The sequence below is a fragment of the Cytobacillus kochii genome (genome assembly GCF_020171845.1).
GTDB classification, from domain to species: domain Bacteria; phylum Bacillota; class Bacilli; order Bacillales; family Cytobacillaceae; genus Cytobacillus; species Cytobacillus kochii.
In genome coordinates this window covers 1-14,451 of the sequence record NZ_JAIVAM010000026.1, presented here as the reverse complement: position 1 = coordinate 14,451, position 14,451 = coordinate 1, and the positions used below count along the sequence as shown (strand labels likewise).

General features: G+C 36.9%; 14 protein-coding genes, 1 tRNA gene, 1 rRNA gene, 1 other RNA gene and 1 other annotated feature. Of the genes, 12 read left to right on the top strand and 5 right to left on the bottom strand.

The features are described 5' to 3' along the window. Positions 1-81: ribosomal RNA gene (gene rrf / locus LCM23_RS26320) — 5S ribosomal RNA — on the top strand; the annotation flags it as partial. A gap of 78 nt (positions 82-159) precedes the next feature. Here the strand turns inward: rrf and LCM23_RS25375 are convergent. Continuing rightward, positions 160-1,134, bottom strand: a complete 975-nt coding sequence (locus tag LCM23_RS25375; protein WP_224939305.1) for a YaaC family protein — start codon at positions 1,132-1,134, stop codon at positions 160-162. Between the two features lie 113 nt (positions 1,135-1,247). Here LCM23_RS25375 and guaB point away from each other — a divergent pair, with 113 nt between their 5' ends. The 4 genes from guaB to LCM23_RS25355 all read left to right on the top strand — a co-directional run bounded on the left by guaB (position 1,248) and on the right by LCM23_RS25355 (position 6,152). Continuing rightward, entirely contained in the window at positions 1,248-2,711 is a 1,464-nt protein-coding gene (gene guaB, locus LCM23_RS25370) for an IMP dehydrogenase (RefSeq protein WP_224939303.1), read from the top strand. Between the two features lie 290 nt (positions 2,712-3,001). Beyond that, positions 3,002-4,303, top strand: coding sequence for a D-alanyl-D-alanine carboxypeptidase family protein (locus LCM23_RS25365; protein WP_224939307.1), 1,302 nt, complete (start codon positions 3,002-3,004; stop codon positions 4,301-4,303). 62 nt (positions 4,304-4,365) lie between these two features. After that, positions 4,366-4,591: a binding site (T-box leader), on the top strand. Positions 4,592-4,643: 52 nt separating this feature from the next. Further along, positions 4,644-5,930 carry a serine--tRNA ligase gene (gene serS, locus LCM23_RS25360; protein WP_224939302.1) on the top strand — a complete coding sequence of 429 codons (1,287 nt, stop codon included), beginning with the start codon at positions 4,644-4,646 and terminating at the stop codon, positions 5,928-5,930. Positions 5,931-6,059: 129 nt separating this feature from the next. After that, positions 6,060-6,152: transfer RNA gene (locus LCM23_RS25355), tRNA-Ser, on the top strand. Between the two features lie 118 nt (positions 6,153-6,270). Here LCM23_RS25355 and LCM23_RS25350 read toward each other — a convergent pair. The 4 genes from LCM23_RS25350 to LCM23_RS25335 all read right to left on the bottom strand — a co-directional run bounded on the left by LCM23_RS25350 (position 6,271) and on the right by LCM23_RS25335 (position 9,582). Beyond that, entirely contained in the window at positions 6,271-6,924 is a 654-nt protein-coding gene (locus tag LCM23_RS25350; protein WP_095371318.1) for a deoxynucleoside kinase, read from the bottom strand. Beyond that, positions 6,921-7,562, bottom strand: coding sequence for a deoxynucleoside kinase (locus LCM23_RS25345; protein ID WP_224939301.1), 642 nt, complete (start codon positions 7,560-7,562; stop codon positions 6,921-6,923). The genes LCM23_RS25350 and LCM23_RS25345 overlap by 4 nt, the downstream gene beginning before the upstream one ends. Before the next feature lie 94 nt (positions 7,563-7,656). Next, on the bottom strand, positions 7,657-8,940 hold the full coding sequence (locus tag LCM23_RS25340) for a glycoside hydrolase family 18 protein (RefSeq protein WP_224939300.1): 1,284 nt from the start codon (positions 8,938-8,940) through the stop codon (positions 7,657-7,659). Positions 8,941-9,051: 111 nt separating this feature from the next. Beyond that, positions 9,052-9,582, bottom strand: coding sequence for an isochorismatase family cysteine hydrolase (locus tag LCM23_RS25335; RefSeq protein WP_224939306.1), 531 nt, complete (start codon positions 9,580-9,582; stop codon positions 9,052-9,054). 161 nt (positions 9,583-9,743) lie between these two features. Between LCM23_RS25335 and tadA the strand changes: the two genes are divergently transcribed. The 7 genes from tadA (at position 9,744) to LCM23_RS25300 (ending at position 14,113) form a co-directional block, all read left to right on the top strand. Then, positions 9,744-10,250, top strand: coding sequence for a tRNA adenosine(34) deaminase TadA (tadA, locus tag LCM23_RS25330; RefSeq protein ID WP_224939299.1), 507 nt, complete (start codon positions 9,744-9,746; stop codon positions 10,248-10,250). Positions 10,251-10,328: 78 nt separating this feature from the next. Next, an RNA gene (gene ffs, locus LCM23_RS25325) (signal recognition particle sRNA large type) lies at positions 10,329-10,594 on the top strand. 131 nt (positions 10,595-10,725) lie between these two features. Then, entirely contained in the window at positions 10,726-12,423 is a 1,698-nt protein-coding gene (gene dnaX, locus LCM23_RS25320) for a DNA polymerase III subunit gamma/tau (RefSeq protein ID WP_224939298.1), read from the top strand. Between the two features lie 21 nt (positions 12,424-12,444). Next, positions 12,445-12,768: a YbaB/EbfC family nucleoid-associated protein gene (locus tag LCM23_RS25315; protein ID WP_373370968.1), complete on the top strand. Its 324-nt coding sequence runs from the start codon at positions 12,445-12,447 to the stop codon at positions 12,766-12,768. 165 nt (positions 12,769-12,933) lie between these two features. Further along, entirely contained in the window at positions 12,934-13,530 is a 597-nt protein-coding gene (gene recR, locus LCM23_RS25310) for a recombination mediator RecR (protein ID WP_224939297.1), read from the top strand. A gap of 15 nt (positions 13,531-13,545) precedes the next feature. Beyond that, positions 13,546-13,764, top strand: coding sequence for a YaaL family protein (locus LCM23_RS25305; protein WP_095371311.1), 219 nt, complete (start codon positions 13,546-13,548; stop codon positions 13,762-13,764). An 85-nt stretch (positions 13,765-13,849) separates the two neighbouring features. Next, complete coding sequence (locus LCM23_RS25300; protein ID WP_224939296.1) at positions 13,850-14,113, top strand: pro-sigmaK processing inhibitor BofA family protein; 264 nt, start codon at positions 13,850-13,852, stop codon at positions 14,111-14,113. Positions 14,114-14,451 lie beyond the last annotated feature (338 nt).

Below are 14,451 nucleotides of genomic sequence, written 5' to 3'. Positions count from 1 at the left end.
ATACCGAACACGGAAGTTAAGCTTCTCAGCGCCGATGGTAGTTAGGGGCTGTCCCCTTGTGAGAGTAGGACGTTGCCGGGCAAGATAAAAGAGCACATCATTTGTATGTGCTCTTTTTTTGTGATTATTATTTTTTTTATTTCCAATGTAAATCTTCTATCATCTCTTTTTATTTCCTTGGCAATGAAAATTTCTTGAATCAAGAAAATTATAAATGAGAAATGGGCTTTTCTGTTCTGTCAAATCGAGGAACTGATGGATAAATGGATAATCATTATTTGTCATTAACTTAATGCATTCATTCCACCATTCTGTTTCATATCTGGCAATCATGCTTAAATTATAGAGTACTAAGTAATGGGAAAATAATTCTGGATAATCATTTAATGGACTTCTTTCGATAGGTAATGAATAATTTTTATTTACAATATTATATTTGAAATATCGATTGATCTCTTTGTTTTGAGGGAATTTTATATGTTCCTTCGTATAGAGAATATCTGTTCCATCCACTTGTAGTTTTTCGGAAAGAAAAGTAGAAAATCTCGATTCAGTCATATGATAATGATTAAGAATAGATATTGGAACAAAGAAGTCATCTTTTTCTTTTTTTATATCAATAAATGTTTGTTCTTTTTGGATAGACTGAAACATTATTTCCATCTCTGGGATTTGTCTCAATAAATCAACCATATAAAATTTGTCCCCTTCTAGATGTTTCATATGGAACATTTTTTCTGCCATATATGGAAATAAGCCACTCTTTTGTAGTTTCACTTCATCTTTTAAAAAGAGGTATTGCTGCTTTTTCTTTTTTCTTGTCGAAACTCCATGAGCCAGTACGGAGGTCGTATCTGGATAAAGAGGGTCAATAGTTAAAATACAAGCTTTTATTAGATGAACTAGGCCGTAGAAATAGAGAATAGGTTTAATGATTAACGGGGCAGCTGCGGCTTGTTCATAGTAAACCTTACCGTGTTCAATGTAATATATAAACGGATAAGTATTTTCAAAACTCTTTTGTGATGCTTGTTCAATTCCTTCGTTTTGATAACTTTTTTCTAAAAATGCTTTGGTTGTTTCTGTTGAAAAAAAGGGTAAATATGATTGCCAATTGTCGTAAGAATGCTTCAAAATATACAACCTCCAAATAATCTGAAAAATCCAACTTATAGCAGTGTCCTTGACAGTATTTTGTCCAATTGATAACCTACTAATAATATTTTCATGTTCAGGAGGTCAAAAAAATGTGGGAAACTAAATTTGAAAAAGAAGGTTTAACTTTTGATGATGTACTGCTTGTCCCTGCTAAATCTGAGGTATTGCCGAAAGATGTCGATTTGTCGGTGAGACTGTCTGAAAAGGTAAAGCTGAATGTTCCAATTATCAGTGCTGGTATGGATACAGTAACTGAAGCTGAAATGGCTATTGCAATGGCACGACAGGGTGGATTAGGTATTATTCACAAAAACATGTCCATTGAGCAACAGGCAGATTTAGTTGATAAAGTAAAACGCTCTGAGAGTGGCGTTATTTCTGATCCGTTTTTCCTTACTCCCGAACAACAAGTGTATGATGCTGAACATTTAATGGGCAAATATCGTATATCAGGTGTTCCAATTGTAAATAATCTTGAAGAACAAAAACTTGTTGGTATTATTACAAACCGTGACCTTCGTTTCATTCAAGATTTCTCTATTAAGATCTCTGATGTAATGACGAAAGAAAACCTAGTAACTGCTTCAGTAGGTACAACGCTACAAGAAGCAGAAAAAATTCTGCAAAAGTATAAAATTGAGAAATTACCTCTTGTTGATGATAATGGTGTTTTAAAAGGACTTATCACTATTAAAGATATTGAAAAAGTCATTGAGTTCCCTAACTCAGCGAAAGATGCACAAGGCCGTTTACTTGCTGGTGCAGCAATCGGTATAACAAAAGATACATTGAAAAGATTAGAGTTACTTGTTAAAGCTCAAGTTGATGTAGTAGTAGTCGATACGGCTCACGGCCACTCAGCGGGTGTTATTAATACAGTAAAAGAAATTAAAGACAAATACCCTGACCTGACGGTTGTAGCAGGTAATGTAGCTACTGCTGAAGGTACACGTGCATTGTTTGAAGCTGGAGCTGATGTTGTAAAGGTAGGTATTGGACCTGGATCTATTTGTACAACTCGTGTGGTAGCAGGTGTTGGCGTGCCACAAATTACAGCGGTATATGATTGTGCAACAGAAGCACGTAAACATGGTAAAGCGATTATCGCTGATGGTGGGATTAAATATTCAGGAGATATCGTGAAAGCATTAGCTTCTGGTGGACATGCAGTTATGCTAGGAAGTATGTTAGCTGGTGTATCTGAAAGTCCAGGTGAAACAGAAATTTTCCAAGGACGTCAATTTAAAGTCTATCGTGGGATGGGATCCGTTACTTCTATGGAAAAAGGATCAAAAGATCGTTACTTCCAAGAAGATAATAAGAAATTCGTTCCAGAAGGCATTGAAGGACGTATTCCATTTAAAGGTTCATTAGCAGATACAATTTATCAGTTAGTTGGTGGCGTTCGCTCTGGTATGGGTTACTGCGGGGCAGCAAATTTAGAATTCTTAAGAGAAAATGCACAGTTTATCCGTATGACAGGTGCTGGTCTTAAAGAAAGTCACCCACATGATATCCAAATTACGAAAGAAGCACCAAATTATTCATTATAATTTTTTTAAGAAAGTAAGAGGGCAGGTCCTCTTACTTTTTTTTTGCTTGGAAAGAGATCAGACTTTCGTCATTGTTAGCAAAATGCACAGTGTTTTCTCAGGCGGATTGACCTAAGGAATAGAGAAAGAAGAGGGATGTTCATGAAAACGCCAAGATTAGGAAAAGGTTGTTTGTATCCATGAAGGACATCTTATGATAAAATAACAAAAGCTGAAAAAAAAGTTGGAGGGCTTTGGAATTGAGAAGAAAAGGATATCGTAAAGTTGTTGCAAGTTTCTTGGTTTTGATTATGGTGTTAGGCATTCTTCCAAATGTACATAAAGCAAGTGCAAAAGAAGATATACTTAATATTAATGCAGATGCAGCTATTCTAGTAGATGCAGAAACAGGTAGGGTTTTATACGGGAAAAACATTGATAAGGTGCTTGGTATTGCAAGTATGTCAAAAATGATGACCGAGTATCTTTTATTAGAAGCTATTGATGAAGGTCGAGTATCATGGGATCAAGAGTATGCTGTAAGTGAGTACGTTTGGAAAGTGTCTCATGACACAGCGCTTTCGAATGTTCCTCTTAGAAGAGATGGGACATACAGCATTAAGGAATTATTTGAAGCAATGACTATTTATTCCGCAAATGGAGCAACAATTGCCATTGCTGAGACAATTGCAGGTTCTGAAAAGAACTTTGTGCAAATGATGAATGAAAAAGCAGAGGAATTAGGGTTAGAAGATTATAAATTCGTCAATTCTTCTGGTTTAAATAACAAGGATTTAAAAGGTTACCATTCGACAGGTAATGAAGATGAAGAAAATGTGATGTCTGCTAGAGCAACAGCTAAACTAGCGACAACGCTCCTCACGGATTTTCCTCAAGTTTTAGAAACAGCGAGCATTCCTAGAAAAACATTTAGAGAAGGCACTGAAGATAAAATTGATATGGAAAATTGGAACTGGATGTTACCTGAACTGGTCTACGGCTATGAAGGTGTAGATGGGTTAAAGACAGGAACAACTGATTTTGCTGGTTCTTCTTTTACAGGAACAGCTGAACGTGATGGAAAAAGATATGTAACAGTTGTTATGAATGCAAAGGGTGGCGGCGATTCTGGCTATAATCAAGCTAGATTCGACGAAACAAAGAAAATGTTTGATTACGCGTTCTCTAATTTTGATAAAAAAGAGATCGTTCCTGCTGGCTATCAAGTAAAAGATAAAGAAAAGCTTGCCATTGAAAAAGGGAAAGAAAATGCAGTAACGATTGAATCAAAAGAGGCTATTACATTAACTGTTAAAAATGGTGAAGAAGAGAATTATCAACCAAAGCTTGTGATCAATGAAGATTTGTTAAATGATCAAGGTCAATTAACAGCTCCTGTAAAAAAAGGTGATGTTGTTGGTTATTTAACGGTTGAAGATAAAGATGGTAATGCGATTGAATTTTTAAATGCTAACCAAACAAGAGTTGATGTCATCGCTTCTGAATCGGTTGAAAAAGCGAACTGGTTCGTTTTATCTATGCGTGGTGTTGGTGGATTCTTTGGAGATGTTTGGGACAGTGTTGCATCTACTGTTAAAGGTTGGTTTTCTTGAATAATGTAGTTGCATTTGGCTTATAATTATAGTAAATTATGTATTACTAATAAGTTGAATAAAAGAAAGCATAAAGAAGGAAGTAGTATCAAGTACACTTTTGCCATAGAGAGCTGGTGGTTGGTGCAAACCAGACAAAAGCACTTGAGAATCCATCCTTTGCGTAGAGCTTGGAACGCATTTTTTGTAAGTAAAAGCTCTCGGGTAAACCTCGTTAAAGATTTAAAGTGAAAAGTATGGACTATACTTTTAACTAGGGTGGCAACGCGGGTAACTCTCGTCCCTTTATAGGGGACGGGAGTTTTTTGTTTTCACAAATTTGAATATGGAGGGAAAGGCTATGTTAGATATCAAATATTTAAGAGCTAATTTTGCTGAAGTAAAGGAAAAACTAGAAAAACACCGTGGGGAAGATATTTCCGATCTTGAGAAGTTTGAGGATTTGGATGTAAAACGCCGAGAATTACTTGTAAAAACGGAAGAGCTTAAAAGCAAAAGAAATGAAGTATCACAGCAAGTGGCTGTTTTGAAACGAGAGAAAAAAGATGCGGACCAATTAATTGCTGAAATGAGGGAGGTTGGCGACCAAATTAAGGATTTAGACCATGAGTTACGCGAAGTAGAAGCTGAATTAGAGCTTATCTTACTCAGTATTCCAAACATCCCACATGAAAGTGTACCCGTTGGTGAGACAGAGGATGACAATGTCTTAGCTTGGCAATGGGGAGAAGTAAAGGGATTTGATTTTGAATTTAAACCGCATTGGGATATAGCGACTGAGCTTGGTATTTTAGATTTTGAACGGGCAGGAAAAGTAACTGGCAGTCGTTTTGTATTTTATAAAGGGTTAGGTGCTAGATTAGAGCGCGCATTGTATAACTTTATGTTGGATCTCCATACAGAAGAACATGGATACGAAGAAGTGCTACCACCATATATGGTTAATCGTGCAAGTATGACCGGTACAGGACAATTACCAAAATTTGAAGAGGATGCTTTTCTAATTGAGAGTGAGGATTATTTCCTTATTCCAACGGCAGAGGTACCAATCACGAATATGCATCGCGATGAAATTTTAAGTGCTGAGCAATTACCAATTAATTATGCCGCATTTAGTGCGTGCTTCCGTTCTGAAGCTGGATCAGCTGGCCGTGATACGAGAGGTCTTATTCGTCAGCATCAGTTTAATAAGGTTGAGCTTGTGAAGTTTGTTAAACCAGAAGACTCTTATAACGAGTTGGAGAAATTAACGAAAAATGCAGAGAAGGTTTTACAACTGCTTGGTTTACCTTATCGCGTCATGAGTATGTGCACTGCTGATTTAGGATTCACAGCTGCGAAGAAGTACGATATTGAAGTATGGATGCCTAGCTACGATAATTATCGAGAAATTTCTTCTTGTAGTAACTTTGAAGCTTTCCAAGCAAGACGTGCAAATATCCGCTTCCGTCGTGATACTAAAGGCAAGCCGGAGAATGTTCATACATTAAATGGCTCTGGGTTAGCAGTGGGACGTACAGTCGCTGCGATATTAGAAAATTATCAACAAGCTGATGGTAGTGTGGTTATTCCAGAAGTACTTCGTCCTTATATGGGGAATAAAGAAGTGATAAATCCAGCAAAATAAGTAAGGTGATAGGGTCTGTTTTTTAGGACAGATCCTATTTTTAAAGTTCTCACATGCTTGTTTGAGAATTTATGCAAAAAATCTATTGACTTCTATTTCAATAGATGATATATTATTTCTTGTCGAAACGGAGGAATACCCAAGTCCGGCTGAAGGGATCGGTCTTGAAAACCGACAGGGGTGTTAAAGCCCGCGGGGGTTCGAATCCCTCTTCCTCCGCCATTATAACTTTTAACATGCGCATAATTAATTGGAGATATGGAGTCGCTACTTTATAGTAGCGGCTTTTTTTATTTTTAAGCAAAAATCAGCCTGTACCATTTAAGTACAGGCAAATATTTTATATTGTTTGTTTTAATGTGTGGCCGACTTTTTCGAGTACTTGATCGATGTCTGATGGATTAGAGACAAGGTCATATTCATTAATATTTAACCGTAAAATAGGACATGCACTAAATTGATCAATCCAGGTTTCGTAGCGCTCGTGCATCTCTTTCCAATAGTCAATGGAGGTTTGTTGTTCCATTGGACGCCCTCGTTCTTTAATGCGCGCCAGTATATCTTCTAGGGAGCCCTCTAAATAAATTAAAATATCAGGGTGTGGGAAATAGGGTGTCATAACCATCGCCTCGAAAAGGCTTGTATAGGTTTCATAATCAACTGGTGACATTGTTCCTTTTTCATAATGCATTTTAGCAAAAATGCCGGTATCTTCATAAATAGATCGATCTTGAATGAATCCTCCACCATATTCGAACATCCGTTTTTGTTCTTTAAATCTTTCAGCAAGAAAATAAATCTGTAAATGAAAGCTCCATCTTTCAAAGTCGGCATAAAACTTGTCTAAATAAGGATTTGTGTCCACTTTTTCAAAAGAAGTGCGGAAGTTAAGTGCTTCTGCTAAATAATTGGTCATTGTTGATTTTCCGACACCAACCGTTCCTGCTACAGTGATAATTGCGTTATTTGGTATGCCGTAGTTATTTCTATTCATGCTTTTGTGCTCCTTGTTTGTATACTCGTTGTTACCATATCAATAATGTATTGCAGGTCATTCTTATTATGAACAAAGTCCAATTGATCACCATCAAGGTGAAGGATAGGGATATCCGGATGTTGTTTTTCAAATGCCTGCATTTTAAGATCGTAATCAATGGATAATTGTTCAAGATAGAGAGGACTTATATTTTTTTCTATTTCGCGTCCACGCTTTTCAATTCTTTTTAGTAAAGTATCTAAGCTTGCCCGCAAATAAATAATGATATTTGGTCTCGGTATATCATCCGTTAAAATATGATAGATTTGCTCATATTTTTCATATTCAGGTGCTTCAAGAGATTTACTAGCAAAAATCAAGTTTTTAAAAATATGATAATCAGCTACGACAGGCATATCATTCAAAATATAACGGTCTTTTATATCCTTCAGCTGTTTATATCGATTACATAAGAAAAACATTTCGGTTTGAAAACTCCACTCATCGATATTCTCATAAAACTTTCCGAGAAATGGATTTTCATCGACGATTTCCTTTAATAGATGGTAGTTAAAATGGGTGGAAAGGGCTGTGGCTAGCGTGGTTTTGCCTACGCCAATCGGCCCTTCCACTGTAATAAAAGGTACTTGATTCATCTATTTGTCTCCCCCTAAGCTAACATAACTTCCATTTTAACACAGGTCAGACCTCTATGAAGAATGAAAAAATAGACAGGAGATTAAAATAGATTTACCGTTTGACGACATTAAAATTTTCATCAATGAGGAGCCAGTTTTGTGGAAAGTCTAGACCAAGTTTCCAGTAGCTTACTCCTCTTAGCTTTAACTCTTTCAATAAATCAAATTTCGCTTGAATGGATCGGGCATCTTCAAACCAAACCTCATGTCTTTTTCCTTCGTTGTCTGTGTATAAAAAGAAGGGTGCTTGTGCTTCTTGATCATATTGAATGGCCACATTATTTTCTAGGGCAATTTGTATAGCTTGTTGTGGACTAATAGCACGTGCGATCGTTCCTTGAACAAAAGGAAGCGTCCAATCATAGCCGTATAAATTTTGTCCCATCATAATTTTCTCAGGCGGGATTTCTGTTATTGCATATTCAAGGACATCTCTCACGGGTCCGATAGGTGAAACGGCCATAGCAGGTCCTCCACTATATCCCCATTCATATGTCATGATGATGACGAAGTCGACAATTTCGCCATGTGCTTTATAATCGTGGCCTTCATACCATTTCCCTTTTTGATCTGCGCTAGTTTTAGGAGCAAGGGCAGTTGATATGAGCCAGCCTTCTTGGTGGAAGCGATCACGTGCTTTTATTAGGAATTGGTTATAAGCTTCTTTATCTTCTGGTCGAATGAATTCAAAATCAAAATGGATATCTTTGAAGTTGTATTTTTTTGCTGTTGCAACAATATTGTTGAGGAATGTGTTTTGAATGTCTTGATCGTTGAGTAGTATGCTTGCTAGCTCATCACTAAATTGTGCGTTTTCTTGATTAGATATGACCATCATGAGGACATTTTGATTTTGTTCAGCAATAGCAGGTAATTCGTCTAAAGGCGGCTCTTGCAACGAACCATCTCTTAGCGCTTGAAAGTTAAATGGTGCTAAATAAGTAAGATGGGGTGCTGCACTTCTTGAAGCTTCTATTAAGTTTTCCGAGACGGTGTCTCCTCTAGGCTCAACATAGGCGTTTATTTCGGCAGATGTTTTTGGACGCTCGGGAATGTATAAGCGTAGACCAACCCTTAAAGGGTTTGTTTGTGAGATTTGATTGATATTTACAAGCTCTTCCACGGTGAGGCCGTATCGTTGTGCAATTAAATAGAGTGTATCGCCAGGCTGTACCCAATAAAAGCTACCAATGATTGGAATAACAAGCGTTTGACCGACCACAAGTTGATTAGGATTCTGTAATTCATTCGCATCGATTAAATCTTGTATGGTTGTGCTATAGGCCATCGCTATACCACTTAACGAATCATTCTGTCTTACCACATGTATTTGCAAGTAAAACCCTCCCTAAATGTTTCAGTATAGATCAAATACAGGCATTCAAAATTTAATGATTTAATTACACTATAAATAACTTATGAAGGGAGTGGGCAATACATGATACATTCATGGCAAAGGGTCGATATTTGCTTTCAAAACATCTTTCATCATAATTAAGGCGTTTTCGTTATCGTGGTCATCATTAGAAGCAATGCAGTTAGCGGGTATATGTAATTTATACTCTCTCATATAAGCATCGTTTGCAGAGAAAAGCACACAAATGTTTCCTGCCAAACCAACCATTATTAGCTTATCGATGGCTAATTGATTTAAGAGTGTATTAAGTGCAGTACCGTAGAATGCAGAATGTTTCGGTTTGATTAGAAAGTAATCGTCACTTGATGGTTTTATTGTTTGGATAATTGGTGAACTTATGGGATTGTTGCAGTAGGCCATTATCTTTTCTATATCAGCTTTCCAGAGCTGATAATGGTCATTGATATAAATTACCGGTAACTTGTGTTGGTGAAATTGGTTTCTAATAAGATTAATGCTTGTGGTCATTTTTAAAGCTTTTTTAGCCAGTACTTCGCCATGTTTAAATTGAAAATCATTAATCATGTCAATAATAATTAATGCGGTTTGCTTCTCGGTTATTAAATTCAATCAAAATCAACCCCTTTTAATTAGAAAAGATATAAGGATTTCAAACGTTACCTGTTGAGATAAAAGGTAGGCTTTTACGATTTTTTATTGTTTGTAAAAGCAAAGAGAATTACACTGAAAGAAACGCTATGGTATTTAAAGGAATGAAGTATATGAGTATAGATGAACAATTTATGTTAGAAGCGATAAAAGAGGCAGAAAAGGCAAGAGAGATTAATGAAGTTCCAATTGGTGCTGTCATTGTATTAAATGGACAAATAATTGCCCGTGGGTATAATTTACGGGAAACGGCACAAAAAGCGACTGCGCATGCAGAATTACTTGCGATAGAAGAAGCATGTGGGAAGCTCGGTACATGGCGATTAGAGGACACAACCCTTTATGTTACACTCGAGCCTTGTCCGATGTGCGCGGGTTCTATTGTTCTTTCACGAGTGAAACGGGTGGTTTACGGAGCGACTGATCCAAAAGGTGGATGTTGCGGGACATTAATGAATTTGTTAGATGATTCAAGGTTTAATCATCAATGTGAGGTGGTTGCTGGAGTAATGGGTGAAGCATGTGGGGAACTGTTATCCACGTTTTTTTCACAATTACGAGCTAGAAAAAAGGCTGAAAAGAAGCTTTTAAAAGAACAAAAGAAGCAAGAGAAATGTTAGGCATTGCAATTTTAATTTAAAAACAGTATACTGAATATGCGTCGAAATGACGCAACTTAAATATTGGTATCAATTTTGCCGTGCTAGGTGGGAAGGTAGCGGTGTCCTGTACTCGCAATCCGCTCTAGCGAGACTGAATTCCTATTCTGAGGCTGATGTCCTGTAGGGTCTGCCTTTAGTAAGTGGTGTTGACGCTTGGGTCCTGCGCAATGGGAACCCATGAACCATGTCAGGTCCGGAAGGAAGCAGCATTAAGTGGACTCTCTCATGTGCCGCAGGGTTGCCTGAGCTGAGCTAACTGCTAAAGTAACGCTTATGGGCGTCAGTCGAAGATAGGTGCACGGCAGTTATATACATATAATTATAAAACTCATTCTTCAAGAATGAGTTTTTTGTTTTTTTCCTATCCTTTTTTGTAAAATAGAAAATAGATACGTTATAATAAATACGACACTAAAAGAAGGGGGCGTGCCAATTGAGTTATCAAGCATTGTATCGTGTATGGCGCCCACAAACATTTCTTGATGTAGTAGGGCAAGAGCATGTAACAAAAACATTGCAAAACGCCCTGCTTCAGGAAAAAATTTCGCATGCTTATCTTTTTACTGGACCAAGAGGAACCGGTAAAACGAGTGCGGCGAAAATTTTAGCAAAGGCCGTAAACTGTGAAAGAGCACCAATTAATGAACCATGTAATGAATGTGATGCGTGTAAAGGGATTACTGATGGGTCCATACCTGATGTCATTGAGATTGATGCCGCATCTAATAATGGTGTAGAAGAGATTAGAGATATAAGAGATAAAGTGAAATATGCACCAAGTGCGGTTAAGTATAAAGTTTATATTGTTGATGAGGTGCATATGTTGTCAATGGGAGCATTCAATGCGCTCCTAAAAACATTAGAAGAACCACCCCAGCATGTTATTTTTATATTAGCAACGACAGAGCCGCATAAGATTCCACTAACAATCATTTCTAGATGTCAGCGCTTTGATTTTAAAAGAATTACTGCGACTTCGATTGTGAATCGTATGCAAATGATTATAGATGAAAGTGGTGTTCATTGTGATACCCAAGCACTACAAATTATTGCCAGAGCTGCTGAAGGTGGTATGCGTGATGCCTTGAGTTTATTGGATCAAGCAATTTCATTTAGTGATGAGAGTGTAACAGTTGATGATGCTCTAGCCGTTACAGGTGCTGTTTCCCAAGGTTTTCTTAATCAGTTAGCAACAGCTATCGTTGATCATGATGCAGCTAACGGCTTAGAAATATTAGGCGAACTTCTTTTTCAAGGGAAAGATCCTGCACGATTTGTAGAAGATTTTATTCTTTATTATAGAGATATGCTATTATATAAAGCAGCACCTAATCTTGAAGAATCGATGGAAAGAGTTCTTTTAGAAGAAACATTCATAGAGTTAGCAGAAAAGGTGTCACAAGAACAAATTTATCATTTGATCGAACACTTAAATAAAACCCAGCAAGAGATGCGCTGGACGAATCATCCAAGAATTTTTTTAGAAGTAGCAATTGTGAAACTTTGTCAGCAAGAACAAATTAAAGGGCAAAGTGCAGAAGATGTTCAACCATTAATTACACGAATTGATCAATTAGAAAAAGAGTTATCACAAATAAAAGCGCAAGGTGTTAAAGTATCAGAAGAATCAGTAGCACCTCAAGCAAAAAAGCCACAGCGTGTATCTAAAAAAGGATATCAAGCGCCTGTAGGCCGAATAAATGAGGTGTTGAAGCAGGCAACAAAACAGGACTTAATGATGGTTAAAAGTCATTGGGGTGAAATGTTAGAACGCCTCGTACACAATCAAATGCGCTCACAAGCAGCATTATTAAACGAAGCAGAGCCTGTTGCTGCATCTGATCAAGTTTTTATTATAAAATTCAAATATGAAATTCATTGTCAAATGGCGATGGAGAATCATAAATTTATTGAAACTCTAACGCAATCTTTGTTTGAACTAAGCGGAAAGAGGTTTCAGGTCTTAGGTTTACCAGATGAACAATGGCAGTCCATTCGCCAATCATTTCTTCAGTATCAAAAGGCGAATGGAGATGATACGGCAGAGGATATGGAAAATGAGGAAGAAGATCCTGTTGTATCTGAGGCAATGAAATTATTTGGTGAAGATCTTATTGAAATTAAAGATTAAATAAATATTAGGAGGTAAGAAATTATGCGTGGTATGGGTAATATGCAAAATATGATGAAGCAAATGCAAAAAATGCAAAAGAAAATGGCGCAAGCGCAAGAAGAATTAGGAGAAGAAAGAATTGAAGGAACAGCTGGCGGTGGCATGGTAACTGTCATTGTTTCTGGTCATAAAGAAGTTTTAGAAGTAAATATTAAAGAGGAAGTTGTTGATCCTGAAGATATCGAAATGCTTCAAGATTTAGTTTTAGCAGCAACAAATGATGCAATTAAAAAATGTGATGAATTAACAAATAATACAATGGGGCAATTCACAAAAGGTATGAACTTGCCTGGGATGTTTTAATACGGATAAACGAAAAGAAGCGCCGCTGGTTTTCCTGAGCGGCGTTTTTTAAAGCATTCACTATCAGACTAAGAGTCAAAGAGAAGAGTTATATGAGAAAGAGTTTGTTGTTAAACGTCTCTCGGTCAAATGCTCTCGTCTTTGATGAAAGAGGGGGAGACAGCTATGCATTATCCTGAACCGATATCAAAACTGATTGATAGTTTTATGAAGCTTCCAGGAATCGGACCGAAAACAGCCGCTCGGTTGGCCTTTTTTGTATTAAGTATGAAAGAAGACACTGTACTAGATTTTGCTAAGGCATTAGTGAATGCGAAGAGAAATCTATCTTATTGTTCTGTGTGTGGCCATATAACAGATCAGGATCCTTGTTATATATGTGAAGATCAAAGAAGAGATCGATCAGTCATATGTGTTGTGCAAGACCCTAAAGACGTTATCGCCATGGAAAAAATGAAGGAATTTAATGGTTTGTACCATGTTTTGCACGGTGCTATTTCACCAATGGATGGGATCGGCCCAGAAGATATTAATATTCCCGATTTGTTAAAACGATTACAGGATGAAACCGTCCAAGAAGTCATCTTGGCAACCAATCCTAATATTGAGGGCGAGGCAACAGCAATGTATATTTCTCGTCTCATTAAACCTTCTGGTATTAAGGCGAGCCGCATAGCTCACGGATTACCAGTAGGAGGAGACCTTGAATATGCTGATGAAGTAACACTTTCAAAAGCTTTAGAGGGAAGAAGAGAAGTATAGTGAGAGGTGTATGCGATGTTCTTTCGTAAAAAAGGATGGCTTCGTAAGGAATATGATGAGAAGTTATTAGATCAGTTAAAAGAATTAAAGGATGAATGGAAGAATCAAAAATCTTTAATTGAAAAAAGTTTTGATCCTTCAGCGGAAGCAATTAGTGAAGCTAAGCTTGCTGAGGCAAAATACTTTTATCTGTTCAAGGAAGCAAAAAAAAGAAACGTTAGTGTTCGATATTAATTTTTATACCTCCTCAAGGTCTTTTTTTAGGTGCTTGTTCATACATTGGTTGTACAAGTTTCCTTAAATAGAGGGGGTTTTTTATTTGGAGCCAGTTTGGATTATCTCAGGGTTAGGTATTCTCATTCTCTTTCTATTAGTAGCGGGTGCCTCTTTTCGACCAATTAAGTGGATTGGACAAGGCCTTATAAAAATAATCATTGGTGCACTCTTATTATTTGTACTAAATACAGTAGGAAATCAATTTGGCATTCATTTGCCTATTAATATAGCTACTGTAGCCATTAGTGGGATATTAGGTGTGCCGGGTATATGCGCGCTAGTGGCAATCGAAATGTATGTCATATAAGAGTCAAAGTCTAATGGGATAGGTAATCAGTTACGTATTTCTAGTAACTGATTTTTTCTTTTAAAATATTGTTGACATATTAATATAATGCTGATAATATATTAAGAGTCGTCACAACGACACAACATCCTTTAAAACTTTAAAGAAAAAAACTTTTAAAAAAGCATTGACATATAATGCGTAGGATGATATATTAATAAAGTCGCTTCTGAAGCGAATGAGATTGTTCTTTGAAAACTGAACGAACATAAAACGTCAAGCGTAATTCTAAAAAAAGCTGATTTATCAGCAACAAAGCACCATAGGTGCAAATGAGCTAATCAAACACTTTATTGGAG

Excerpts from the sequence above, each read along its gene's own strand:
- guaB (WP_224939303.1), top strand. The coding sequence starts at position 1,248 with ATGTGGGAAACTAAATTTGAAAAAGAAGGTTTAACTTTTGATGATGTA.
- LCM23_RS25365 (WP_224939307.1), top strand. The coding sequence starts at position 3,002 with ATGGTGTTAGGCATTCTTCCAAATGTACATAAAGCAAGTGCAAAAGAA.
- serS (WP_224939302.1), top strand. The coding sequence starts at position 4,644 with ATGTTAGATATCAAATATTTAAGAGCTAATTTTGCTGAAGTAAAGGAA.
- LCM23_RS25350 (WP_095371318.1), bottom strand. The coding sequence starts at position 6,924 with ATGAATAGAAATAACTACGGCATACCAAATAACGCAATTATCACTGTA.
- LCM23_RS25345 (WP_224939301.1), bottom strand. The coding sequence starts at position 7,562 with ATGAATCAAGTACCTTTTATTACAGTGGAAGGGCCGATTGGCGTAGGC.
- tadA (WP_224939299.1), top strand. The coding sequence starts at position 9,744 with ATGAGTATAGATGAACAATTTATGTTAGAAGCGATAAAAGAGGCAGAA.
- recR (WP_224939297.1), top strand. The coding sequence starts at position 12,934 with ATGCATTATCCTGAACCGATATCAAAACTGATTGATAGTTTTATGAAG.
- LCM23_RS25305 (WP_095371311.1), top strand. The coding sequence starts at position 13,546 with ATGTTCTTTCGTAAAAAAGGATGGCTTCGTAAGGAATATGATGAGAAG.